This window comes from Vibrio tapetis subsp. tapetis, from assembly GCF_900233005.1.
In the GTDB taxonomy this organism is placed as follows: Bacteria; Pseudomonadota; Gammaproteobacteria; order Enterobacterales; family Vibrionaceae; genus Vibrio; species Vibrio tapetis.
Map to the genome: position 1 here is coordinate 2,932,120 of NZ_LT960611.1, position 23,420 is coordinate 2,955,539.

Genomic DNA, 23,420 nt, shown 5'->3' on the forward strand with positions numbered 1-23,420 from the left:
TAGTTTAAACCTTACTTAGAGTAAAGCTCGACGATCAGGTGTTCGTTGATGTCAGCTGATAGATCAGAACGCTCAGGCATACGCTTGAATGTACCTTCCATTGTGCCGCCATCGACTTCAATCCAAGTTGGTTTTTCGCGTTGTTCAGCAACTTCTAGAGCCGCCTTAATGCGAGATTGCTGTTTAGCTTTCTCACGAATAGTAACAACGTCGTTAGCCGCAACTTTGAATGAAGGAACGTTTACAACTTTACCGTTTACTAGGATAGCTTTGTGGCTAACTAGTTGACGAGATTCAGCACGAGTAGCGCCAAAGCCCATACGGTAAACTACGTTGTCTAGACGACCTTCAAGAAGCTGAAGCAGGTTTTCACCTGTGTTGCCTTTAAGGCGAGCAGCTTCTTTGTAGTAGTTACGGAATTGTTTTTCTAGAACGCCATACATACGACGAACTTTTTGCTTCTCACGAAGCTGAACGCCATATTCAGATAGACGACCGCGACGAGCGCCGTGTACACCTGGTGCGTTATCAATTTTACACTTGGTATCGATCGCACGGACACCAGACTTAAGGAATAAGTCAGTACCTTCGCGACGGCTAAGCTTCAGCTTAGGACCCAAATATCTTGCCATGATCTTTCTCCAATAATCCTAGAAACGAAACTTAAACGCGACGTTTCTTAGGTGGACGACAACCGTTATGAGGGATCGGAGTTGCATCAACGATGTTGGTGATGCGGTATCCTGCTGCGTTTAGCGCACGGATAGTTGACTCACGACCAGGACCAGGGCCCTTAACCATAACTTCCAAGTTCTTAAGGCCATATTCTTTAGCCATCTCACCACAACGCTCTGCTGCAACTTGTGCTGCGAACGGAGTAGATTTACGAGAACCACGGAAACCAGAACCACCTGCAGTAGCCCAAGCTAGTGCATTACCTTGACGGTCAGTGATGGTTACGATTGTGTTGTTAAAAGAAGCATGGATGTGCGCTACGCCATCAGCTACTTGCTTGCGTACGCGCTTACGAGCGCGAGTTGGTTGTTTTGCCATTGTACTCTACCTTATCCGATTATTTTTTGATCGGCTTGCGCGGACCCTTACGGGTACGAGCGTTGGTTTTAGTACGCTGTCCACGTAGTGGTAGACTGCGACGATGACGAAGACCACGGTAACAACCAAGGTCCATAAGACGCTTGATGTTCATGGAAACTTCACGACGTAGATCACCTTCTACAGTGTACTTAGCTACACCATCACGCAGTTGATCGATCTGCTCTTCAGTTAGTTCACTGATCTTAACATCTTCAGCAATACCCACTTCAGCTAAAATAGCTTCAGAACGAGTCTTACCGATACCGTAGATTGCAGTTAATGCAATTACAGCATGTTTTTGATCAGGAATGTTAATGCCAGCTATACGGGCCACTATTCACTCCTAGTACTTAAATAAGAAATTATCCGCAGCAAAGCCCGTACAGGATACGCTGCGGCATACTACTTCTCTTGCACGCAAAAGGTAGGCCGAGGAATATACTCGACACTACCTTATATTTCAAGTAAAAATTTCTGCTTTTTAGCCTTGGCGTTGCTTATGCTTTGGCTCACTGCAAATCACGCGAACGACACCGTTACGCTTGATAACTTTACAGTTACGGCAGATTTTTTTAACGGAAGCACGAACTTTCATTGCTAAACTCCGTAATGAAATCTGAAATTAACGGCCGTAGCCTTTCAGATTTGCTTTTTTCAACACAGAATCATACTGTTGTGACATCAGATGAGTCTGTACCTGTGCCATGAAATCCATGATAACTACCACTACGATTAGTAGTGATGTGCCGCCGAAGTAGAAACGAACGTTCCACGCGACCATCATGAACTCTGGGATCAGACAAATAAAGGTAATGTACAACGCACCCGCAAGGGTTAGCCTTGTCATCACTTTATCAATATATTTAGCTGTCTGCTCACCTGGGCGGATACCGGGTACGAATGCACCAGACTTCTTCAAATTATCTGCTGTTTCACGCGGGTTGAATACCAACGCCGTGTAGAAGAAGCAGAAGAAAATGATTGCTGCTGCATAAAGCACTACATACAACGGTTGACCAGGGCTAAGGGCCATAGACACGTCAGTTAACCAACTGAACGCGCTGTCCTCACCACCTGTATTGCCAAACCATTGAGCTAATGTTCCTGGGAACAAAATAATGCTCGATGCGAAAATCGCTGGTATAACACCTGCCATATTAATTTTAAGAGGCAAGTGAGTGCTTTGCGCTGCAAAAACTTTACGACCTTGTTGACGCTTCGCATAGTTAACGACGATACGACGTTGACCACGCTCCATGAAAACTACGAAGTAAATCACAGCTAAAGCTAACACACCGATTAGCAACAATAGAAGTACGTGCAATTCACCTTGACGCGCTTGCTCGATAGTTTGTCCGACTGCCGAAGGCAATCCAGCTACGATACCCGAGAAAATAATCAAGGAAATACCGTTGCCAATTCCGCGCTCAGTAATTTGTTCACCTAACCACATCAAGAACATGGTACCGGTTACTAAACTAATGGTAGCAATTAGGGTAAACATGGTTTGGTTGATAACAACCAGATTGTCGACCATGTTTGGTAAGCCTGTTGCAATACCAATCGCTTGGAATGTAGCTAGTACAAGCGTGCCATAACGCGTATATTGGCTGATTTTTCGTCTGCCTGCTTCGCCCTCTTTCTTGAGCTCCGCTAACGCTGGATGAACTACAGTTAGCAGTTGAACAACAATAGATGCCGAAATATACGGCATGATGCCCAACGCTAATATAGATGCACGCGAAAGTGCACCACCAGAGAACATGTTAAACATCTCAATGATGGTACCCTTTTGCTGATCGAACAAATCGGCAAGTACAGCTGCGTCAATACCAGGAATCGGCACAAAGGAGCCGGCTCGGAATACTAAAAGTGCACCAATTACGAATAATAAGCGCGACTTTAATTCAGCTAAGCCGCTCTGAGCACTACGAAAATCTTGTCCTGGTTTGTTTGCCATCTGTACCTCGTCCCTCGAGTATTATTCCTCGATTTTACCGCCTGCAGCTTCGATTGCAGCTTTTGCGCCTTTGGTTACGCGTAGACCTTTAACAGTCACAGCCTTGCTTAGGTCACCAGAAAGAACGATTTTTACAAATTCGATGTTCTTAGTGATAACGTTAGCAGCTTTAAGGCTGTTAAGATCAACCACGTCGCCTTCTACCTTCGCTAGCTCAGCTAGACGAACTTCAGCAGACACTAGGCTCTTACGAGAAGTGAAACCGAATTTTGGTAGACGTTGTTTCAGAGGCATTTGACCGCCTTCAAAACCTGGACGAACACTGCCGCCAGAACGTGATTTTTGACCTTTATGACCACGGCCACCTGTTTTACCAAGGCCTGAACCGATACCGCGACCTACGCGCTTCTTAGAAGGCTTAGAACCCGCAGCCGGTGATAGAGTATTCAAACGCATTCTGATTACTCCTCAACTTTAACCATGTAGTAAACCTTGTTGACCATACCGCGTGTACACGGTGTGTCTTCAAGTTCTACTGTATGGTTGATACGACGAAGGCCTAGACCACGCAAAGTAGCTTTGTGCTTTGGTAGACGGCCAATTGAGCTTTTAGTTTGAGTTACTTTAATAGTCGCCATGGTACTTACTCCGAAATAGATTCAACAGTTAGACCACGTTTAGCAGCAACCATCTCTGGAGACTTCATACCGCTTAAACCATCAATAGTCGCACGAACTACGTTAATAGGGTTCGTTGAGCCGTACGCTTTCGCAAGTACGTTATGAACACCTACAACTTCAAGTACTGCACGCATCGCACCGCCGGCGATGATACCAGTACCTTCAGCAGCTGGCTGCATGTATACTTTTGAACCAGTGTGACGACCTTTCACCGCGTGGTGAAGAGTACCCTCGTTTAGAGCGATAGTAACCATGTTACGACGCGCTTTTTCCATTGCTTTTTGAATCGCAGCTGGTACTTCACGAGCTTTGCCGTAACCGAAACCAACGCGACCATTACCGTCACCAACTACTGTTAGTGCAGTAAAGCTAAAGATTCGACCGCCTTTAACCGTTTTTGAAACACGGTTAACTGCGATTAGCTTTTCGCTTAAATCTGTAGCTTGTTGTTGTTCTTTAGCCATCGATCAACCCTACCTTAGAATTTCAGACCAGCTTCACGAGCAGAATCTGCTAGTGCCGCTACTCGACCGTGGTATTGGAAACCAGAACGATCGAAAGCAACATTTAAAATGCCTTTTTCGATAGCGCGCTCAGCAATAATTTGACCTATTACTTTAGCAGCGTCAACGTTACCAGTGTTCTTAACTTGCTCACGGATCGCCTTCTCAACGGTAGAAGCTGCAGCGATAACCTCAGAGCCATTCGGTGCGATTACCTGTGCATACACGTGACGTGGAGTACGATGTACAACTAGGCGGTTCACACGAAGTTCAGCAATCTTACGACGTGCACGTGTAGCACGACGGATGCGAGATGCTTTCTTATCCATAGTGTTACCTTACTTCTTCTTAGCTTCTTTAGTACGCACATTTTCATCTGCGTAACGAACACCTTTGCCTTTATAAGGCTCAGGCTCACGGTAAGAACGAATATCAGCCGCAACTTGACCAACTAGTTGCTTATCAGCACCTGTTAGTACAATTTCAGTTTGGCTTGGACATTCTGCTTTAATACCCGCTGGCACTTCGTGCTCAACTGGGTGAGAGAAACCTAAAGTTAGGCTCACTGCGTTGCCTTTGATAGCAGCACGGTAACCAACACCTTTAAGTGTCAACTTCTTAGTAAAGCCAGTGGTAACACCAACAACCATGTTGTTCACTAGCGCACGTGCAGTACCAGCTTGAGCGTTAGCTTTAGCGATACCTTCACGAGGAGCGAAAACAATAGTGTTATCTTCCTGGGCGATAACTACAGCGTTGTTGAAAACGCGAGTTAATTCGCCTTTGCTACCTTTTACAGTAACTTCTTGGCCGTTTAGTTTCACCTCTACGCCAGTAGGGATGACAACGGGTGCTTTAGCAACACGAGACATATCCTACTCCTATTAAGCTACGTAGCAGATGATTTCACCACCAAGACCTGCTTTGCGAGCAGCACGGTCAGACATCAGACCCTTGGAAGTGGACACTACAGCAATACCCAAACCGCCCATCACAGTAGGAAGCGAGTCTTTATTTTTATAGACGCGCAGACCTGGACGTGAAACACGTTGAATTTGCTCGATTACAGGTTTTGCTTGGAAGTACTTAAGAGTAACTTCTAGCACTGGTTTTGCTTCGCCTGAAACAGCGAAGTCAACGATATAACCTTCGGCTTTAAGTAATGCAGCAATTGCAACTTTAAGCTTTGAAGAAGGCATTTCTACAGCAATTTTATTTGCTGACTGACCGTTACGAACGCGGGTCAGCATATCCGAAATCGGATCTTGCATGCTCATAAGATTTACTCCAAATGATTAAGTGGCAATTACCAGCTAGCCTTACGAAGACCCGGAATCTCGCCTTTCATGCAAGCTTCACGAACCTTAATACGGCTTAGACCGAACTTACGTAGGAAACCGTGTGGACGACCAGTTTGGTTGCAACGGTTGCGCTGACGTGATGCACTTGAATCACGTGGAAGAGATTGCAGTTTAAGAACCGCATTCCAACGATCTTCTTCAGAAGCGTTTAAATCGCTAATGATTGCTTTTAACGCAGAACGCTTTTCAGCGTACTTTGCTACTAGCTTTGCGCGTTTTGTTTCGCGTGCTTTCATTGATTGTTTAGCCATAACAGTAACCCTTCACCTTACTTACGGAATGGGAAGTTAAAGGCAGCCAGCAGAGCGCGGCCTTCCTCATCGGAACTCGCAGACGTCGTGATAGTAATATCAAGACCGCGTACACGATCGACTTTATCGTAGTCGATTTCCGGGAAGATGATTTGCTCGCGAACGCCCATGCTGTAGTTACCGCGTCCGTCAAAAGACTTAGCGCTAACGCCACGGAAATCACGTACACGTGGAAGTGCAATCGAGATAACACGCTCGAAGAAATCCCACATACGTTCGCCACGTAAGGTTACTTTACAACCAATTGGGTAGCCTTCACGAATTTTGAAACCTGCAACAGATTTACGAGCTTTTGTGATAAGTGGCTTTTGACCAGAGATCGTTGCCATATCAGATGCTGCGTTTTCTAGCAGTTTCTTATCGTTGATTGCTTCACCAACGCCCATGTTTAGGGTGATTTTCTCAATCCTAGGGACTTGCATGACGCTTGTGTAGCCGAACTCTTTGGTAAGCTCAGCGACTACAGACGACTTGTAGTAATCATGCAGTTTCGCCATAGTAGAACTCCAAATTACTTCTATTAGTTAGAAACGGTTTCGCCGTTAGACTTAAAGAAACGAACTTTCTTACCATCTTCAAAACGGAAACCGATACGGTCCGCTTTACCAGTTGCCGCGTTAAAGATTGCAACGTTAGAAGCATCAATAGCTGCTTCTTGTTCAACGATGCCACCTTGTTGACCTAGAGCCGGTACAGGCTTTTGGTGCTTTTTAACAAGGTTGATACCTTCAACGAGAACTTTACCAGTCTCGAGAACCTTAGTTACTTTACCGCGCTTACCAGTATCTTTACCAGTTAGTACGATTACTTCGTCATTACGACGGATTTTAGCTGCCATTTTATTGCCGCTCCTTACAGAACTTCAGGTGCAAGTGACACAATTTTCATGAATTTCGCATTACGAAGTTCACGAGTCACAGGACCAAAGATACGTGTGCCGACTGGTTGCTCAGTAGTGTCATTCAACAATACACAAGCATTACGGTCGAAGCGAATGACAGAACCGTCTGGGCGACGTACGCCTTTACGAGTGCGCACTACCACCGCCTTCAGAACATCACCTTTTTTTACTTTACCGCGAGGAATTGCTTCCTTAACAGTAACTTTGATGACGTCTCCGATATGTGCATAACGGCGGTGAGAGCCACCCAGAACCTTAATACACATTACTCTACGAGCGCCGGAGTTATCCGCAGCGTCGAGTGTACTTTGCATTTGGATCATTTTAGTGCTCCGCTAAATATTAAACTAGACCCTTCTCGGGTCGGGCTGCCTCTTTACAAGGGCTGCGAATTGTACCACCCTTTTTTTCAAATGGGTAGACAAAAAATAAACGGTCCCAAAAAAACCTTTGGAACCGTCTAATCATCGTATCAAAAAGAAATTAAAATTTCGATTTATCAACAACTTTAACCAATGTCCAAGACTTAGTCTTAGACAGTGGACGACACTCAGAAATTTCAACTGTATCGCCTAGGCCACACTCGTTGTTTTCGTCATGTGCGTGTACTTTAGTCGTACGCTTTACGAACTTGCCGTAAATTGGGTGTTTCACCATGCGTTCGATAGCAACAACGATAGACTTGTCCATCTTGTCGCTAACTACACGACCTTGCATTGTACGAATTGATTCGCTCATTATGCGCCTGCCTTCTCAGTCAAAACAGTTTTAACGCGCGCGATATCACGGCGTACAGTTTTTAGAGTGTGAGTCTGCTGTAGTTGACCAGTAGCAGCTTGCATGCGCAAGTTGAACTGTTCACGTAGCAAATTCAACAACTCAGAGTTAAGCTCTTCAACGCTTTTCTCACGTAGTTCATGTGCGTTCATCACATCACCTGCTTAGTTACAAAAGTAGTTTTGATAGGCAGTTTACGTGCCGCTAGGCGGAACGCTTCACGTGCCAACTCTTCAGGTACGCCGTTCATTTCGTACATTACCTTTCCAGGTTGGATTTGGGCTACCCAGTACTCAACGTTACCTTTACCCTTACCCTGACGAACTTCTAGCGGTTTTTCTGTGATAGGTTTGTCTGGAAAAATACGAATCCAGATTTGACCTTGACGTTTAACATGACGTGTCATAGCACGACGAGCCGCTTCGATCTGACGAGCAGTGATTCGACCACGGCCAACAGCTTTAAGGCCGAATTCGCCGAAGCTTACTTCAGTGCCTTTAGCCAGACCACGGTTGCGACCAGTCTGAACCTTACGGAACTTAGTACGTTTAGGTTGTAGCATCAGTCGACTCCTTACTTACGGCTTTTACGCTGCTTCTTAGGCTTATCAGCCTTTGGCTCTACTGCGTTAGCAGCTGGCATACCACCTAGAATCTCACCTTTGAAGATCCAAGTTTTAATGCCGATTACACCGTATTGGGTGTGAGCCGAAGAAGTTGCGTAATCAATGTCAGCACGTAGGGTATGAAGTGGCACACGGCCTTCACGGTACCATTCAGTACGCGCGATTTCAGCACCGCCAAGACGGCCGCTTACTTCTACTTTAATACCCTTCGCTCCTAGACGCATTGCGTTTTGAACTGCACGCTTCATAGCGCGACGGAACATAACACGACGTTCTAGTTGAGATGCGATGCTGTCACCCACAAGTTGAGCGTCTAACTCAGGCTTACGTACTTCAGCGATGTTAATTTGCGCTGGTACACCTGCGATTTTTGCTACAGCTGCGCGTAGTTTCTCTACGTCTTCACCTTTCTTACCGATTACAACGCCTGGACGAGCAGTGTGAATAGTCACACGGATGCTCTTAGCAGGACGCTCGATAACGATGCGTGATAGAGATGCTTTTTTCAGTTCTTTAGTTAGGAACTGACGTACCTTGAAGTCGCCGTCTAGGTTGTCAGCGAACTCTTTGGTATTAGCAAACCATGTAGCATTCCAAGGCTTAACGATGCCAAGACGAATACCATTTGGATGTACTTTCTGACCCATTTGCTTACTCTCCTAGTCTCTAGCGATCAGCTACAACAATGCTGATGTGGCTTGAACGCTTCAAGATACGATCCGCACGACCTTTAGCACGAGGCATAATACGCTTCATGATTGGGCCTTCATCTACGAAGATTTTAGCGACATTAAGATCGTCGATATCTGCACCTTCGTTGTGTTCCGCGTTAGCGATAGCAGACTCAAGAACTTTCTTAATTAACACAGCAGCTTTTTTGTTGCTGAAAGTTAAAATTTCAAGTGCTTGATCCACAGATTTGCCGCGGATTTGGTCTGCAACTAAGCGAGCTTTCTGAGGCGAAATGCGAGCAAAGTTATGTTTAGCTAGTGCTTCCATCATCTACTCCTTAACGCTTCTTAGCTTTCTTATCTGCAGCATGGCCGCGATAAGTACGAGTTGGTGCAAATTCACCTAGTTTGTGACCGATCATTTCTTCGGTAACGAAAACTGGTACGTGCTGACGACCATTATGGACAGCGATGGTCAAACCGATCATAGTAGGTATGATCATTGAGCGACGGGACCAAGTCTTAATAGGCTTTTTGTCTCCGCTTTCCACCGCTTTCTCTACCTTCTTCAGCAAGTGTAGGTCAATAAAAGGACCTTTCTTGAGAGAACGTGGCATGGCGATTCCTCTTTATAGATTATTTATTACGACGACGTACAATGTACTTGTCAGTGCGTTTGTTTGTACGAGTCTTGAAGCCTTTAGTAGGCTGACCCCAAGGTGATACTGGGTGACGACCGCCAGATGTGCGACCTTCACCACCACCATGTGGGTGATCTACTGGGTTCATTACTACACCACGTACGGTTGGACGTACGCCGCGCCAGCGTGAAGCACCAGCTTTACCAAGTTCACGTAGCATATGCTCAGAGTTACCAACTTCACCGATCGTTGCACGACCTTCAGAAAGTACTTTGCGCATTTCGCCAGAACGTAGACGGATAGTTACGTATGCACCGTCGCGAGCGACGATTTGAGCATAAGCACCAGCCGAACGAGCTAGCTGTGCACCTTTACCAGGCTTAAGTTCAACACAGTGTACAGTAGAACCTACTGGGATGTTGCGCATCGGCAGAGTGTTACCTGCTTTGATTGGCGCATCAACACCAGATTGAATCTGGTCACCTGCGTTAACACCTTTTGGTGCAATAATGTAACGACGCTCACCGTCTGCGTACAGAACTAGAGCGATGTTAGCGCTACGGTTTGGATCGTATTCTAGGCGCTCAACTTTCGCTGGGATGCCATCTTTAGTACGTTTGAAATCAATCAAACGGTAATGGTGTTTATGACCACCACCGATGTGACGTACTGTGATACGACCGTTGTTGTTACGACCACCGTTTTTAGAGTTTTTCTCTAAAAGAGGTGCGTATGGCTTACCCTTGTGTAGGTCAGCGTTAACAACTTTAACAACGTGACGACGACCAGGGGAAGTCGGCTTACATTTAACAATAGCCATCTTTAACTACTCCTGTTATTCCGCGCCGCCAACAAAGTCAAGATCTTGACCTTCTTTCAAGGTAACGTACGCTTTCTTAACGTCGCTGCGACGACCTTCGCGTAGACCTTGACGTTTGGTCTTACCCTTTTGTACAAGAGTATTTACAGACTTAACTTCAACTTCAAATAGCTTTTCTACAGCTGCTTTGATCTCTTTCTTAGTTGCATCTTTAGCTACTTTAAAAACGATAGTGTTCGCTTTTTCAGCTGCCATAGTTGCTTTTTCAGAGATGTGTGGAGCACGTAGAACTTTTAAAATACGCTCTTCAGTGATCATGCAAACATCTCCTCAACTTGCTTAACTGCTTCAGCAGTCATTAGAACCTTGTCGAATGCAATCAGACTTACTGGATCAATACCAGCAACGTCACGTGCGTCAACTTTATAAAGGTTACGAGCAGCTAAGAATAGATTCTCATCAACTTCGCCAGTTACGATAAGAACATCGCTTAGCTCAAGCTCTTTAAGCTTAGCTGCAAGTTCTTTCGTTTTAGGCGCTTCAACTGAGAAGTTATCAACAACGATTAAACGCTCTTGACGAACAAGCTCAGAAAGAATGCTTTTCATAGCACCGCGGTACATTTTTTTGTTTACTTTTTGGCTGTGATCCTGAGGTTTCGCAGCAAAAGTAACACCACCTGTACGCCAGATTGGGCTACGGATTGTACCAGCACGTGCACGGCCAGTACCTTTTTGACGCCATGGCTTAGCGCCACCGCCAGATACTTCAGAACGAGTCTTTTGAGCACGAGTACCTTGACGAGCACCTGCTGCATATGCAACAACTACTTGGTGTACAAGAGCTTCGTTAAAGTCACGTCCGAAAGTAGTCTCGGAAACAGTTAGTGCATCAGCACCTTTAACCATCAATTCCATTACTTACTCCTAGACGTTATGCTTTAACAGCAGGTTTTACGATCACGTTGCCGCCTGTTGAGCCTGGTACTGCACCTTTAATAAGAAGCAGATTGCGCTCAGCGTCAACACGTACGATCTCTAGGTTTTGAGTCGTTACACGCTCAGCACCCATGTGACCTGCCATTTTCTTGCCTTTAAACACGCGACCTGGAGTTTGACATTGGCCAATTGAACCCGGTGCACGGTGAGACAATGAGTTACCGTGAGTCATATCTTGAGTAGAGAAGTTCCAACGCTTGATAGCGCCTTGGAAGCCTTTACCTTTAGATGTACCAGTAACGTCTACTTTTTTAATTTCGTTGAAAAGTTCTACGTTTAGCTCAGCGCCAACTTCAAACTCTTCACCGTTTTCCAAACGGAATTCCCAAAGACCGCGACCAGCTTCTACACCTGCTTTCGCAAAGTGACCAGCTTCTGGTTTAGTTACACGGTTAGCTTTCTTAGTACCAGTAGTTACCTGGATTGCTGCGTAGCCATCAGTCTCAAGAGTTTTTACTTGAGAAATACGGTTCGCTTCAACCTCAACAACAGTTACTGGGATAGAAACGCCTTCTTCGGTAAATACGCGGGTCATACCCACTTTACGTCCGACTAGACCAATCATTATTCTAATCTCCCTTAACCTAGGCTAATTTGTACGTCAACGCCCGCTGCAAGGTCTAAACGCATCAGAGCATCAACAGTTTTATCTGTAGGCTCAACGATGTCGATTAGGCGCTTGTGAGTACGGATTTCGTACTGGTCACGTGCATCTTTGTTAACGTGTGGAGAAGTAAGAACAGTGAAACGCTCTTTACGAGTAGGAAGTGGAATAGGACCACGAACCTGTGCGCCGGTACGTTTAGCTGTTTCAACGATTTCCGCAGTAGAAGCATCGATTAACTTGTAATCAAAAGCTTTTAGGCGGATACGAATACGTTGGTTCTGCATGAGACAGAGCTCCAATAATAAATAAATACACAAACAATATCGCCACTCAAGCTCGTAAAGACGAGAGAATGCCGATTGATTTATGTGAAACCGTAGCATCCAAAATCAGGATGCATTGTCAGTTAACTTGTATTCGCCACTCTTATAAAGAGATAACTCATAAATATTAACCGCGAACATAAGCTGAGTATACATTACTAGGCTTTCGCCTACTCCTCAGTGCTCATTGGTTCACAACCGACTTAAGCCAGTGCGGTGCATTATACAGATCACAGTTTCTGATGCAAGTAGCGCGTAAAAATTAAACGAAAAAAAGCACTATTTGAACTGAATCAATCACTTTGCGACGTTAGAATACCATAAATGCTATTACTGCACCGGTAACTACAAGGCAGCCCCCTACTCTTCTGAGTTGGTTGTCGGGCTGCTGACTTAATTGAGCTACCATTTGTCGCCAACCGTTCGGTGCGACGAGCGGACCTAAGCCTTCAACAATGAGTACTATCCCTATTGCTAACCAAATTGATTGAGACATGCCATTTCCTTTAGGTAAAAAAAGGCTCCACTAAGGAGCCTTTTATTTAATTAATTGCGATTACTTTTCAGCTACGCCGTTAACGTTATTCATGTACTTGAAGAAATCACTCTTAGGATCAAGAACGAGCATATCGTTTTTGCTGCTAAATGATTTTTCATAAGCGTTTAACGAACGCATGAAGCCAAAGAACTCTGGATCTTTACTGAATGATTCAGCGTAAATAGCCGCAGCTTTTGCATCAGCATCACCACGTGTAACACGTGCTGTTTTGTCCGCTTCAGCAATTACTGTCGCCACTTCAAGTTCCGCTTGAGCTCGAATAACTTCGGCTTTTTCACGACCTTGAGAACGGTGCTTACGAGCAACTGATTCACGCTCGGCACGCATACGCTTATAGATAGAATCACTGATGTTATCAGGTAGATTGATTTTCTTCATTCGGAAATCAACTACTCGAACACCAAGGTCACCCATCGCACTCGTTTGAGTATCACTCAGTACGTTTGACATAATGATGTCGCGTTCGCCATCAATCTCTAACGCTTCTTTTGCGGCTTCAGTCGTCACTTCAGCATCGTCAGGTGAAGTTGGTAAAACATCTTTGTTTCTAGGACCAGAAACAATCTGTTTAATTTCACGAGAACCGATTTCAGCACGTAATACATCTGTTACTTTACGCTCTAATAGAGCTTCAGCAGTCAATACATCACCGCCGCCAGTTGCCAGATAGAACTGACCAAAATCTTCAATACGCCATTTCACGTAGGTATCGATGATAACGTCTTTTTTCTCAGAAGTTACGAAACGGTCTGAACGGCCATCCATCGTTTGGATACGAGCATCTAAGCGATTAACTCGGTCAAACATTGGCAGTTTAAAGTGCACACCAGGCTCGTATATACGCGCGATTTCGTTGTTATCTTTAAGTACTCGTCCAAAACGAATTACAATGCCACGCTCACCTTCAGGTATAACGAACAATGACATCAGCATTATAGCGAGCGCAACCACCAATACAGGGATCATTAACTTACGCATGATTAGTATCTCCCTTGACGTGAGGTTGAAGAACGTGAGTCAGAGTTTGACGATGAATTGGTATCCGTGCTCGATTCTAACTCAATTTGGTCATAAGCAGACGTTGCTTTACGGCTATTTTGAGTAGAGTTCGCTGCTTGTCCTGCAATTTTATCAATTGGAAGGTATAGCAAGTTACCACTAGATTCAGAGTCGATAAGTACTTTCGATGTATTCGAGTAAACTTCTTGCATCGTATCGATGTATAGACGATTACGCGTTACTTCAGGTGCAGCTTGGTATTCAGGTAGTAGTTTCTCAAATTGAGCCACTTCACCTAATGCACCGTTAACTGTACGTTCAGAGTAACCTAACGCTTCTTTCTTCAAACGTTCTGCTCGACCCGTTGCTTTTGGCAAAATGTCGTTACGGTAAGCTTCTGCTTCACGCTCAAAACGCTCTTCATCTTCTCGTGCTGCAATAGCATCATCGAACGCATCTTTTACTTGCTCAGGCGGACGAGCCGACTGGAAGTTAACATCTACAATCATGATACCCATGTCGTAGTTGTCGATGATTCGATTCAATGTTTCTTGTGTGCTTTGACGAATTTGCTGACGACCACTGGTCAAGATGCTATCCATCAAAGAGTCACCGATTACCGCTCTTAGTGCTGAATCAGTTGCTTGACGCAAGCTGTCATCTGCATTTGTCACACGATACAAATATTTGTACGGGTCAGAAACACGGTATTGAACGCCCATCTCAACGGTCACTACGTTTTCATCTTTGGTCAACATTGTACCTGATGCACGTAATGAACGAATCGCTTGAACATTAACTGTTTTATATTCATCGATGAAGTATGGGTGCCAATTCAGACCCGGTGATTCGATACGGTCAAATTTACCTAAGCGCAAAACCACACCGCGCTCGGCTTCACCAACGGTATAGAAACCAGCGAAAACCCAAATTACGATTGCCACTACTGCAATCAGACCAACACCAACAGCACCACCGCCGCCAATAGAAGGGCCATTGCCGTTGCCACCGCGCTTACCAAACTTTCCACCCAGCTTTTGGCTTAGTTTATTAAACACTTCGTCCAAATCTGGCGGTCCTTGATCTCGACCACCACGATTGTTCTTATTACCCCAAGGGTCTTTATCGCGGCCATCGTTGCCGTTGTTATTTCCAGGCTCATTCCACGCCATTAGAAAGCTCCATCATTTATATGACGTTATACTGTAGCAGTCATTTAAGTAACTATAAAGTCACTCAAAACTGCCCCTTCTCTTTTCTCTAGTCTAGACCAATCGACTTGTTGCATTCGAATATCAACCAACAAGTTACCATCTATATCATATTCTTCTCGTTGAATACTCTTCATTTCAAAGAAAGTACTACGAAAACGGCCTTGAAACTGTGGCGGGATTCGCAAACGATACTGAACCATCTGACTAGCAAGACGTTTCGTCAATGCTTCAAAAAGTAAATCGAGCCCAATGCCTTCCATCGCCGAAACCCAAACACGCTGAGGAACACCTTCCTCATCATATTCGATTCTCGGTTCTTGGCCTTCCATATTGTCGATTTTGTTCATCACAACTAAATATGGAACGTCATTCGCTTCAATTTCTTCTAAAACGATATCGACGGCTTGAATATTCTCACGAAAACGCTCATCACTGGCATCAACAACATGTAACAAAATGTCAGCTTCTTGCGTTTCTTGTAAGGTGGCCTTAAATGCTGCAACCAAATCATGAGGAAGATGACGAATAAACCCAACGGTATCTGCCAATATTGCTAAACCAACATCCGCCAGCTCCAACTTACGTAGGGTCGGGTCTAAGGTTGCAAACAATTGATCCGCAGCATAAACACCAGCGTCGGTAATACGGTTAAATAACGTCGATTTTCCTGCGTTGGTGTAACCAACAAGTGATATGGTTGGAATTTCCGCTCGGTTACGGGCTCGGCGGCCTTGTTCTCGCTGTTTCGACACTTTAGCCAAGCGACGAAGAATAGCTTTAATACGATCACGCAATAGACGTCGGTCAGTCTCTAGTTGAGTTTCACCCGGCCCACGTAAACCAATACCACCTTTTTGTCTCTCAAGGTGAGTCCAACCACGAATTAGCCTAGTCGAGATATGACGTAGTTGCGCCAACTCTACTTGCATTTTACCTTCATGAGTTCGAGCTCGTTGAGCAAATATATCTAGAATCAAACCAGTACGGTCCAATACACGACATTCAAAAAGCTGTTCTAAGTTACGTTCTTGGGCAGGAGAGAGGGCGTGATTGAAGATCACGATTTCGGCACCCGTAGTTTTCACTACTTGCGCGATCTCTTGAGCTTTACCCTCTCCAACATAGTATTTCGAGTGTGGGGCTTGACGACTGCCAGTCACGACTTGCAGTGTCTGCACCCCAGCAGAAGAAACTAGCATTTCACATTCAGCTAGATCTTCCCACTCGCCTTCTTGCGTGAAGTTGATATGAACAAGTACAGCCTGTTCACCGGCTTCATAACGGTCAAACAAGCATTCAACTCCTTACTAAAGTACTATTATTAATCTTCGGATTTCTCTTGTGGACGCTCTGATGGAGCGCGTTCTGTTGCACTGTGGTGCGTCACTGCACGAGCAGGAACTACAGTAGAAATCGCATGCTTATACACCATTTGATTCACAGTGTTTTTCAGCAGGATCACGAATTGATCGAAAGACTCAATCTGACCTTGAAGTTTGATACCGTTCACAAGGTAGATTGAAACTGGTACACGTTCACGACGAAGCGCGTTCAAAAACGGGTCTTGTAAAGACTGCCCCTTAGCCATTTTATTTTCCTTATTTGATTGTTGTTTTAGTATTATTTAGCTATTTAGTGAGCTGTTTCTTGCATCCAAGCTAAATGAAACATGCGCAAAAACGATCGCATTATACACGTGGAAACTAATCGGTTGCTATTGCGTCAGATAGAGTTTTAACCGCGTGTTCAATGTTTTCGCTATCCAACCAAGTTAAATTATCCCAGCTGCGCAACCAGGTAATTTGTCGCTTGGCCAATTGACGGGTTGCACAGACTCCGCGAAATACCGCTTCATCCAAACTGCAATTTCCGTCCAAATATTCCCACATCTGCCTATACCCAACACATCGAATAGATGGTAATTCTGGGTGAAGATCTGTTCTAGCGTATAACGCCTTCACTTCTTCTTCAAATCCTGCTTCGATCATTTTATCAAAACGTAATTCAATTCGGCGATGGAGCTCAGCCCTTTCCTTGGGAGCTATTGCAAACTGTTTAACTCTATATGGCAATGGTTCGCCTTTTTGTTGAGTTAACTCAGTTAAAGTTTTACCTGAAATTCTGTAAACTTCCAATGCCCTAGACAATCTTTGTGGATCGTTAGGATGGATTCTTTCCGCTGAAACAGGATCAATTGACTTTAATTCATCGTGCATCACCGCCCAACCATGCGTCAATGCTTGTTGTTCAATTTGCTCGCGAATTTCGGGGTCTGCCGCAGGTAATGGCGATAAACCCTCAAGTAGCGCTTTGTAATAAAGCATTGTTCCGCCCACAAGCATCGGTATTTTGCCATCAGCTACAATCCGATCCATTTCAATTATTGCGTCTCGACGGAAATCAGCAGCCGAATACGCGTCTTTAGGATCTAAAATGTTAATCAAGCGATGAGGCGCTAATGCCAACTCTTGTTCGTCAGGTTTTGCAGTGCCTATATCCATATCTTTATAGATCAAAGCAGAATCTACGCTAATGATCTCGACTGGATATTTTTGTCTTATGCGTATGGCTAGATCCGTTTTACCTGACGCTGTCGGCCCCATTAAAAATAAGGCTAAAGGTTGTTTGTTATTCATCACTGATCAAATGCTATCATCGTGGCAGTAAAATCCACTAATTGAACCAACGCAGTATCCTGCAACGGCAGTTCGCCATGCCAAAGGTGTTCAACATCTGAAAGCAACTGTAATGCTTCAGATTGGGTGTAAACATCTTTAATTGTTGTGATCCTGGTCGCCAGCCAACTAGAAATTATCTGCTCGTTAAAAATTTCACTATTACTATTTAAGTAAGATAACAGATCTGGCAGCAACTGTTGTAGATTTTGCTGCCTTAATGGTTGAGGAACAGTCATGACCATAATACTGTCATTTCCTTTCTCTCTCAGTTGGATGCCAAAACGAGCCAAAAATTCCATACTAGTTTTTGCTCTCATCAAAAGAGCTTTTTCTAGCTTCATAGCAAGTGGCACTAATAGTGGCTGTGCTTTCAAAGGCTCGCTTCGTACCGACAACTGCCCTAATGTTCGGTACCATTCAGCTCTATATAGATCCAAAAGCACAGGTCCCTGCTCTGATTGCAATAAGAGAAAATGGTCACTAACAACGGCTATCGCTTTACCCAGTTTGGTCATTTTAACTAATGTAGGCTCATTTGAGCCATCTTCAACGTCCTGTACGGGGTTCGTTGTAGGTGCATCGTTAATTTTGCCCGTTTGTACTGGCGCTACTTTCAAAAGATCAGTGTATGCACGCACTTGTTGCTTGGTAGGTGCTTCTGGAGCCTTGTGTTTCGGGGCGCCTTTTGTTGTTCTCTGACCTTGATTCTCTTGGCTTTGCCATTTTGGCGGCCTCGCTGAAAAATCATTAGAGGCTGACAAATCATGATCGCCATCTACCTGATAATTGAATGAGTTACGAGGTTCCGATATATGATCAGCTTTGTTAGGATAGCTCGGATTATTTGCTATCGTGTTCAATGCACGCTCAGTTGTTGATTGCAGAGGCTGAGTTGAAGGTGTTTCAGGCGGCAAAGAGTGATCGCCAACATTCCCAACACTAGGCGGATGACTTTCGTTTAATTCTGACGGTTGAGCATAAGCACTATGACGCACCTGAGCAGGTTCAATATGTTCACTTTGTGCCAATACATCACTCAAGGCTTGATAGATAAAATCGTGCACTAACCTGGCTTGATGGAAACGAACTTCATGTTTAGCTGGATGAACGTTAACATCAACTTGATGGGGATCGAGCTCTATAAACAGCACAAACGTTGCAAATTGTTCTGGCCTTAAACTGTTTTCGTAGCTTTGGCGAATAGCATGGTTAATGAGTTTATCTCGCATCATACGGCCATTCACATAGCAATACTGTAAATCACTTTGTTGACGAGCACCTTCAGGTGTTGTCACCCATCCATGTAATTTTAGCCCCTGATGCTCTAATTCTATCTTGAGCATATGCCGAACAAAGGCACTGCCGCAAACAGCTGAAATTCTCGCTTCTGCTTGTTTGTCCGTTTTAGCCGCTCGATACTGGCGGATCATTTTACCGTTATGTCGAATATTAATCGTCACATCGAATCGACTAAGCGCAATCCGTTTCAACAATTCATCAATATGAGCAAATTCCGTTTTTTCCGTCCGCAGAAATTTGCGTCTCGCAGGCGTATTAAAAAACAGATCTAATACTTCTACAGATGTTCCGATTGGATGCGCCGTCGGTTGCAGTTTTACCGCCATGTCTCGGCCTTCGCTATACGCAGACCAAGCTTGATCTTGCGTTGCAGGACGAGAAGTCATCGTTAGTCGAGCAACAGAGCTGATACTGGCGAGCGCTTCACCACGAAAACCAAGACTAACGATGGCCTCTAAATCATCTAAAGAATGAATCTTAGAGGTCGCGTGCCGGCTAAGCGCTAAGCCCAACTCATCTTTAATAATACCTTTGCCGTTATCTCTAACGCGAATAAGTTTGCTGCCACCTTTTTCGATATCAATATCAATGCGAGTGGCACCAGAGTCCAAACTATTTTCTACCAACTCCTTAACGACCGATGCGGGGCGTTCAACCACCTCGCCCGCGGCAATTTGGTTTGCTAATCTTGCTGGTAAAATTTTTATAGACATTATTTACTCGGTATTATTAGAATTTGGCCAATCGCTAGCTGATCGGACTTAAGGTTATTCACCTTACGGAGTGCTGCATTGGTCACACCATATTTACTTGATATTTCCCCCAAGTACTCACCACGAGCCACTTTATGTTTAACCAGCGGTTTGTCTTTAACCTTCACTGAAATTTTGAGCTTTTGGCCAACTTTCAACGTCGACGTTTTAAGGTTATTCTGCTTTTGGATACTCGATACAGAAACTTTATATTTGCTTGCGATCTTTCCTAGGTATTCACCGGATTTAACGGTGTGGGTGATAACTTGAGTCGAAACGGTCGAATTTGAAGTCACGCTGCCATTTGGAATTATCAGCACCTGACCAACGGCTAAACCGTCTGACTTCAGTTTATTCGCATTTTTAATTGAGTTTGCCGTCACTCCGTATTGAGAGGCAATTTTACCCAAGTATTCGCCTCGCTTTACTTTGTGCTTTATTTCCTCACCACGGTTGGCTAGTAGCGTCCCTTCTGGTGGGTTTTCCTCAAAGTAATCTACGATAGCTTTTGCAAGTGCATTGGCTAATTTTTGCTGATGCGAGCGTTGAAATAGCAACTTTTCTTCCGTTGGGTTAGATATAAACCCAGTCTCAACCAGTACTGACGGAATGTCTGGTGACTTCAATACCGCCAAACTTGCATGAACAGGATCTTTTTTATGTAGCCGTGTGACTTTCCCCATCTCTTTCAAGATATTCGTCGCGACTTTGTAGCCTTCTTTTTGGGAATGGCTAAATTTAAGATCCAATAAGGTTTGGCTAACATTTTTGTCATCGCCAACTCGCGACAATACTTCTCCGGCACCGCCAAGAAGCTCTGATTGCTCTTCGTGCTTTTCTACCCATCGTGCAATTTCACTGTTTGCCCGTCGCATGTTCAAAACAAAGACTGAACCACCTCTAGGTTGTGGCGAACGGAAGCTATCTGCATGAATAGATACTAACAAATGCGCTTTATTCTTACGGGCTATTTCAGAGCGTTTATTCAGGTTAACGAAGTAGTCACCTTTTCGGGTCAGGACTGCTTTAATTCCTGGAACTTTATTAAGCTCGGCAGCCAATTTATTCGACACCGTCATGGTCGTATGTTTTTCATATTTACGACTTGGGCCAATCGAGCCAGGGTCTTCACCACCATGACCTGGGTCAATAGCGACGATGATATCAGCACTTCCTCGTAATGAGGATGCGTGCTTACTTGCTGTGTCATTCGCTTTTGGCTGTATAACAGGCTTAGGTTTTACCGGACTAACATTACTGTGAGGCAAGTCGATCACTAGACGATGGCCGTACTGGCCTCCGGGAGTCGGACTTAACTTAAAAAACTTGGCCGTAACATTACTTTTGAGTTCAAATACTAGTCGGTAAGTATTTTTGTTCGGAGGACTGCTCTTTCGAACTTTCTTAAGTACCGCCGAATCAGGCACATTGATCGGTAACTTTGTATTCAATGTCGTTTGTTTTAGATCGACTACCAGCCTTCCTGGGCTAGAAAGTGTAAAATAGCTATAATCCGCTTCAGCTTTTAAGTCGATCACCACACGAGTTTCATCTGGCGATGGCCAAACACGGACACCTTCTAATTCATTTGCATAAACTGAAAACGAACTAATAAATGCCACCAAAAAACTTAGCCCTACGAAGGCTCTTAATTGCTTATAAATCAACATAACTCCAAGCTATTAAGCAAACTCTGTCCATATTCAGTATTAGCGGTAAGCGTCACTGTGCGTTGTTCACCCATGTATTTCATTTCTAAATCAATATCTGGGCTCGGCAACAGGCCTTCACCCTTTTCTGGCCATTCAACTAAACAAATCGCATCATCAGTAAAATAATCACGAATGCCCATGAATTCGAGCTCTTCAGGATCAGCAAGACGATAAAGATCGAAATGGTATACTTGCCATTTCGCCAACTCATAGGGTTCAACAAGTGTATAGGTAGGGCTTTTTACATTGCCATTGTGGCCAAGTGCTCTAACGAAACCACGACTAAAAGTGGTTTTCCCTGCACCTAAATCACCGTGTAGGTAAATAGTGGTTTGTTGGCAACATGCTTGCGCTAAGTTTGTCCCTAGCAGAACGGTAGCTTGTTCATCTTTTAACGTAAATTGTTTCGTGTTCATTAATTGCATGTTCCAAAGTTGCCCATTAAGCCGACTTTAATAAGCCATCGACTATACAAAAATCAATTGATAGCGAATAGTAAACCGTGTTGGTTTTGAGAGACAAGCGCTTATCTGTTAACAAAAGCCAAAAAATAGAAAACCAACCTCAAATCTGGGTTCAACATCTGATGAATTAGGTCTAATTTAATAGATCCTGGCTTAAGGATCAGTTAAGATCCTCGCCCAAATTTCGCTCAGTCATATTATGAATTATTCCGAACTCGCAGACAAAATAAAACAATGGGGAATCGAACTTGGTTTCCAAGATATTGGCATCTGCGATATTGACCTATCAGAGCATGAAGCTAGCTTACAGCGCTGGTTAGATGCTGGTTATCACGGTCAAATGGATTGGATGGCTCGCCATGGAATGATGCGTGCTCGTCCGGCAGAGCTCTTACCTGGTACATTACGAGCCATTAGTGTTCGGATGGACTATCTTCCCCCGGAAGCACAATTTGCGTCTAATCTAAAAAATCACAATCAGGGTTATATTAGCCGCTACGCGCTAGGCCGTGATTATCACAAATTGGTCCGTAATCAGCTAAAAAAATTGGGACAGAAAATCGAGCAAGAAGTCGGCGAATTGGGCTATCGTCCATTTGTAGACTCTGCGCCTATTCTAGAGCGGCCATTAGCTCAGAAAGCAGGACTAGGTTGGAGTGGTAAACATTCACTCATTATCAACCCTTCTGCCGGTTCTTGGTTTTTTCTCGGAGAACTGCTCGTCGATATACCTTTACCTGTTGATACTCCACTGGAAGACCAATGCGGAAAGTGCACGGCTTGTATGACGTCGTGCCCAACGGGTGCCATTGTATCTGAAGGGGTTGTTGATGCGAGAAAGTGTATTTCTTACCTTACGATAGAGCTAGATGGCGTCATACCAGAAGAGCTCAGATCACTTATCGGTAATCGAATCTATGGCTGTGATGATTGCCAATTGGTTTGCCCGTGGAATAAACACGGACAGATTACTGAGAAAAATGACTTCCACCGTAGATCCATTCTGAATTCACCAGAACTGACCCAGCTTTTTTCTTGGACTGAAGAAGAGTTCATGAAGAGAATGGAAGGTTCGGCTATTCGTCGTATCGGCCATACTCAATGGTTGCGGAACATCGCTGTCGCCCTAGGGAATGCTCCTTACTCTCAAAACAATATTGACGCACTTAACACTAGATTATCTATCTCTGACAATTTGGATATTCACATTCAGTGGGCTATTGAACAGCAACTTGCTCAAGTTCCTATTAAAGATAGAAAAAAAGAACGGTTAATACGAATTGTCGAGAAAGGCTTGCCAAGAGATGCGTAACCTAAGCTGTATATAAGGTTACCCACAGGCTAGTTACCACAATAATTATGACTTGTTTCGCAAAAAGAGCTGTATGTGGAAAAAATCTGTTTTGGCAGCACACATTACCAAGATTTGAAAAGTTAAACACAGTTTGAATAAATGATAAGGATCAATAA

At 44.3% G+C, this 23,420-nt stretch carries 36 protein-coding genes; 1 reads left to right on the forward strand and 35 read right to left on the reverse strand.

The genetic code is table 11. The features are described 5' to 3' along the window. Nucleotides 1-11 precede the first annotated feature (11 nt). The 35 genes from rpsD to tsaE form a co-directional block, all read right to left on the reverse strand. Nucleotides 12-632 (reverse strand): 30S ribosomal protein S4, encoded by a 621-nt coding sequence (gene rpsD / locus VTAP4600_RS13020; protein WP_102523186.1) that lies wholly within the window; start codon nt 630-632, stop codon nt 12-14. A 31-nt stretch (nt 633-663) separates the two neighbouring features. After that, on the reverse strand, nt 664-1,053 hold the full coding sequence (gene rpsK / locus VTAP4600_RS13025; protein ID WP_102523187.1) for a 30S ribosomal protein S11: 390 nt from the start codon (nt 1,051-1,053) through the stop codon (nt 664-666). A 19-nt stretch (nt 1,054-1,072) separates the two neighbouring features. Then, a complete protein-coding gene (gene rpsM / locus VTAP4600_RS13030) occupies nt 1,073-1,429 on the reverse strand; it encodes a 30S ribosomal protein S13 (protein ID WP_102523188.1) in 357 nt (118 codons plus the stop codon). A 147-nt stretch (nt 1,430-1,576) separates the two neighbouring features. Continuing rightward, nucleotides 1,577-1,690, reverse strand: coding sequence for a 50S ribosomal protein L36 (rpmJ, locus tag VTAP4600_RS13035; protein WP_000868186.1), 114 nt, complete (start codon nt 1,688-1,690; stop codon nt 1,577-1,579). Nucleotides 1,691-1,717: 27 nt separating this feature from the next. Continuing rightward, nucleotides 1,718-3,055: a preprotein translocase subunit SecY gene (gene secY, locus VTAP4600_RS13040; RefSeq protein ID WP_102523189.1), complete on the reverse strand. Its 1,338-nt coding sequence runs from the start codon at nt 3,053-3,055 to the stop codon at nt 1,718-1,720. Nucleotides 3,056-3,076: 21 nt separating this feature from the next. After that, a complete protein-coding gene (rplO, locus tag VTAP4600_RS13045; protein WP_102523190.1) occupies nt 3,077-3,511 on the reverse strand; it encodes a 50S ribosomal protein L15 in 435 nt (144 codons plus the stop codon). Between the two features lie 5 nt (nt 3,512-3,516). Continuing rightward, nucleotides 3,517-3,693: a 50S ribosomal protein L30 gene (gene rpmD / locus VTAP4600_RS13050; protein WP_102523191.1), complete on the reverse strand. Its 177-nt coding sequence runs from the start codon at nt 3,691-3,693 to the stop codon at nt 3,517-3,519. A 5-nt stretch (nt 3,694-3,698) separates the two neighbouring features. After that, nucleotides 3,699-4,199, reverse strand: a complete 501-nt coding sequence (gene rpsE / locus VTAP4600_RS13055) for a 30S ribosomal protein S5 (protein WP_102523192.1) — start codon at nt 4,197-4,199, stop codon at nt 3,699-3,701. A 14-nt stretch (nt 4,200-4,213) separates the two neighbouring features. Then, nucleotides 4,214-4,567 carry a 50S ribosomal protein L18 gene (rplR, locus tag VTAP4600_RS13060; protein WP_102523193.1) on the reverse strand — a complete coding sequence of 118 codons (354 nt, stop codon included), beginning with the start codon at nt 4,565-4,567 and terminating at the stop codon, nt 4,214-4,216. A gap of 9 nt (nt 4,568-4,576) precedes the next feature. Beyond that, nucleotides 4,577-5,110 carry a 50S ribosomal protein L6 gene (gene rplF, locus VTAP4600_RS13065; RefSeq protein WP_102523194.1) on the reverse strand — a complete coding sequence of 178 codons (534 nt, stop codon included), beginning with the start codon at nt 5,108-5,110 and terminating at the stop codon, nt 4,577-4,579. Between the two features lie 12 nt (nt 5,111-5,122). Next, the gene (rpsH, locus tag VTAP4600_RS13070) at nt 5,123-5,515 is read right to left on the reverse strand and encodes a 30S ribosomal protein S8 (RefSeq protein ID WP_102523195.1); all 393 of its coding nucleotides are present in this window, start codon (nt 5,513-5,515) and stop codon (nt 5,123-5,125) included. Nucleotides 5,516-5,544: 29 nt separating this feature from the next. Beyond that, nucleotides 5,545-5,850, reverse strand: a complete 306-nt coding sequence (gene rpsN, locus VTAP4600_RS13075) for a 30S ribosomal protein S14 (RefSeq protein WP_102523196.1) — start codon at nt 5,848-5,850, stop codon at nt 5,545-5,547. Nucleotides 5,851-5,867: 17 nt separating this feature from the next. After that, the gene (rplE, locus tag VTAP4600_RS13080) at nt 5,868-6,407 is read right to left on the reverse strand and encodes a 50S ribosomal protein L5 (protein ID WP_102523197.1); all 540 of its coding nucleotides are present in this window, start codon (nt 6,405-6,407) and stop codon (nt 5,868-5,870) included. A gap of 23 nt (nt 6,408-6,430) precedes the next feature. Further along, nucleotides 6,431-6,748, reverse strand: a complete 318-nt coding sequence (gene rplX, locus VTAP4600_RS13085) for a 50S ribosomal protein L24 (RefSeq protein ID WP_102523198.1) — start codon at nt 6,746-6,748, stop codon at nt 6,431-6,433. A 14-nt stretch (nt 6,749-6,762) separates the two neighbouring features. Then, entirely contained in the window at nt 6,763-7,134 is a 372-nt protein-coding gene (gene rplN / locus VTAP4600_RS13090; protein WP_017036074.1) for a 50S ribosomal protein L14, read from the reverse strand. Nucleotides 7,135-7,294: 160 nt separating this feature from the next. Beyond that, nucleotides 7,295-7,549, reverse strand: a complete 255-nt coding sequence (rpsQ, locus tag VTAP4600_RS13095) for a 30S ribosomal protein S17 (RefSeq protein WP_102523199.1) — start codon at nt 7,547-7,549, stop codon at nt 7,295-7,297. Further along, nucleotides 7,549-7,740: a 50S ribosomal protein L29 gene (rpmC, locus tag VTAP4600_RS13100; protein WP_102523200.1), complete on the reverse strand. Its 192-nt coding sequence runs from the start codon at nt 7,738-7,740 to the stop codon at nt 7,549-7,551. Before rpmC ends, rpsQ begins: the two co-directional genes overlap by 1 nt. Continuing rightward, nucleotides 7,740-8,150, reverse strand: a complete 411-nt coding sequence (rplP, locus tag VTAP4600_RS13105; RefSeq protein WP_017029096.1) for a 50S ribosomal protein L16 — start codon at nt 8,148-8,150, stop codon at nt 7,740-7,742. Before rplP ends, rpmC begins: the two co-directional genes overlap by 1 nt. 11 nt (nt 8,151-8,161) lie before the next feature. Next, nucleotides 8,162-8,860 (reverse strand): 30S ribosomal protein S3, encoded by a 699-nt coding sequence (rpsC, locus tag VTAP4600_RS13110; protein WP_102523201.1) that lies wholly within the window; start codon nt 8,858-8,860, stop codon nt 8,162-8,164. A gap of 19 nt (nt 8,861-8,879) precedes the next feature. After that, on the reverse strand, nt 8,880-9,212 hold the full coding sequence (gene rplV, locus VTAP4600_RS13115; protein ID WP_026026743.1) for a 50S ribosomal protein L22: 333 nt from the start codon (nt 9,210-9,212) through the stop codon (nt 8,880-8,882). A 10-nt stretch (nt 9,213-9,222) separates the two neighbouring features. Beyond that, nucleotides 9,223-9,501: a 30S ribosomal protein S19 gene (gene rpsS / locus VTAP4600_RS13120; protein WP_005435078.1), complete on the reverse strand. Its 279-nt coding sequence runs from the start codon at nt 9,499-9,501 to the stop codon at nt 9,223-9,225. Between the two features lie 19 nt (nt 9,502-9,520). Next, nucleotides 9,521-10,345 carry a 50S ribosomal protein L2 gene (gene rplB, locus VTAP4600_RS13125; protein ID WP_102523202.1) on the reverse strand — a complete coding sequence of 275 codons (825 nt, stop codon included), beginning with the start codon at nt 10,343-10,345 and terminating at the stop codon, nt 9,521-9,523. A gap of 15 nt (nt 10,346-10,360) precedes the next feature. Next, nucleotides 10,361-10,663: a 50S ribosomal protein L23 gene (gene rplW / locus VTAP4600_RS13130; RefSeq protein WP_102523203.1), complete on the reverse strand. Its 303-nt coding sequence runs from the start codon at nt 10,661-10,663 to the stop codon at nt 10,361-10,363. After that, a complete protein-coding gene (rplD, locus tag VTAP4600_RS13135; RefSeq protein WP_102523204.1) occupies nt 10,660-11,262 on the reverse strand; it encodes a 50S ribosomal protein L4 in 603 nt (200 codons plus the stop codon). The genes rplW and rplD overlap by 4 nt, the downstream gene beginning before the upstream one ends. Nucleotides 11,263-11,278: 16 nt before the next feature. Then, nucleotides 11,279-11,908, reverse strand: coding sequence for a 50S ribosomal protein L3 (gene rplC / locus VTAP4600_RS13140; RefSeq protein WP_102523205.1), 630 nt, complete (start codon nt 11,906-11,908; stop codon nt 11,279-11,281). 14 nt (nt 11,909-11,922) lie between these two features. Beyond that, nucleotides 11,923-12,234: a 30S ribosomal protein S10 gene (gene rpsJ / locus VTAP4600_RS13145; RefSeq protein WP_004736761.1), complete on the reverse strand. Its 312-nt coding sequence runs from the start codon at nt 12,232-12,234 to the stop codon at nt 11,923-11,925. Nucleotides 12,235-12,583: 349 nt separating this feature from the next. Then, nucleotides 12,584-12,769 carry a DUF2065 domain-containing protein gene (locus VTAP4600_RS13150; RefSeq protein WP_102523206.1) on the reverse strand — a complete coding sequence of 62 codons (186 nt, stop codon included), beginning with the start codon at nt 12,767-12,769 and terminating at the stop codon, nt 12,584-12,586. 60 nt (nt 12,770-12,829) lie between these two features. Further along, nucleotides 12,830-13,810 (reverse strand): protease modulator HflC, encoded by a 981-nt coding sequence (hflC, locus tag VTAP4600_RS13155; protein WP_102523207.1) that lies wholly within the window; start codon nt 13,808-13,810, stop codon nt 12,830-12,832. A 2-nt stretch (nt 13,811-13,812) separates the two neighbouring features. Next, nucleotides 13,813-15,003, reverse strand: a complete 1,191-nt coding sequence (hflK, locus tag VTAP4600_RS13160) for an FtsH protease activity modulator HflK (protein ID WP_102523208.1) — start codon at nt 15,001-15,003, stop codon at nt 13,813-13,815. Between the two features lie 44 nt (nt 15,004-15,047). Next, on the reverse strand, nt 15,048-16,337 hold the full coding sequence (gene hflX, locus VTAP4600_RS13165; RefSeq protein ID WP_102523209.1) for a ribosome rescue GTPase HflX: 1,290 nt from the start codon (nt 16,335-16,337) through the stop codon (nt 15,048-15,050). Nucleotides 16,338-16,366: 29 nt separating this feature from the next. After that, nucleotides 16,367-16,633: an RNA chaperone Hfq gene (gene hfq / locus VTAP4600_RS13170; RefSeq protein ID WP_102523210.1), complete on the reverse strand. Its 267-nt coding sequence runs from the start codon at nt 16,631-16,633 to the stop codon at nt 16,367-16,369. Between the two features lie 115 nt (nt 16,634-16,748). Then, entirely contained in the window at nt 16,749-17,681 is a 933-nt protein-coding gene (gene miaA, locus VTAP4600_RS13175) for a tRNA (adenosine(37)-N6)-dimethylallyltransferase MiaA (RefSeq protein ID WP_102523211.1), read from the reverse strand. Then, a complete protein-coding gene (gene mutL, locus VTAP4600_RS13180; protein WP_102523212.1) occupies nt 17,681-19,735 on the reverse strand; it encodes a DNA mismatch repair endonuclease MutL in 2,055 nt (684 codons plus the stop codon). Before mutL ends, miaA begins: the two co-directional genes overlap by 1 nt. Continuing rightward, the gene (locus VTAP4600_RS13185) at nt 19,735-21,444 is read right to left on the reverse strand and encodes an N-acetylmuramoyl-L-alanine amidase (protein WP_102523213.1); all 1,710 of its coding nucleotides are present in this window, start codon (nt 21,442-21,444) and stop codon (nt 19,735-19,737) included. Before VTAP4600_RS13185 ends, mutL begins: the two co-directional genes overlap by 1 nt. After that, nucleotides 21,438-21,902, reverse strand: coding sequence for a tRNA (adenosine(37)-N6)-threonylcarbamoyltransferase complex ATPase subunit type 1 TsaE (gene tsaE / locus VTAP4600_RS13190; RefSeq protein ID WP_102523214.1), 465 nt, complete (start codon nt 21,900-21,902; stop codon nt 21,438-21,440). The genes VTAP4600_RS13185 and tsaE overlap by 7 nt, the downstream gene beginning before the upstream one ends. Before the next feature lie 247 nt (nt 21,903-22,149). On the opposite strand from tsaE, the gene queG reads away from it, so the two are divergent. After that, complete coding sequence (gene queG / locus VTAP4600_RS13195; protein WP_102523215.1) at nt 22,150-23,262, forward strand: tRNA epoxyqueuosine(34) reductase QueG; 1,113 nt, start codon at nt 22,150-22,152, stop codon at nt 23,260-23,262. Nucleotides 23,263-23,420 lie beyond the last annotated feature (158 nt).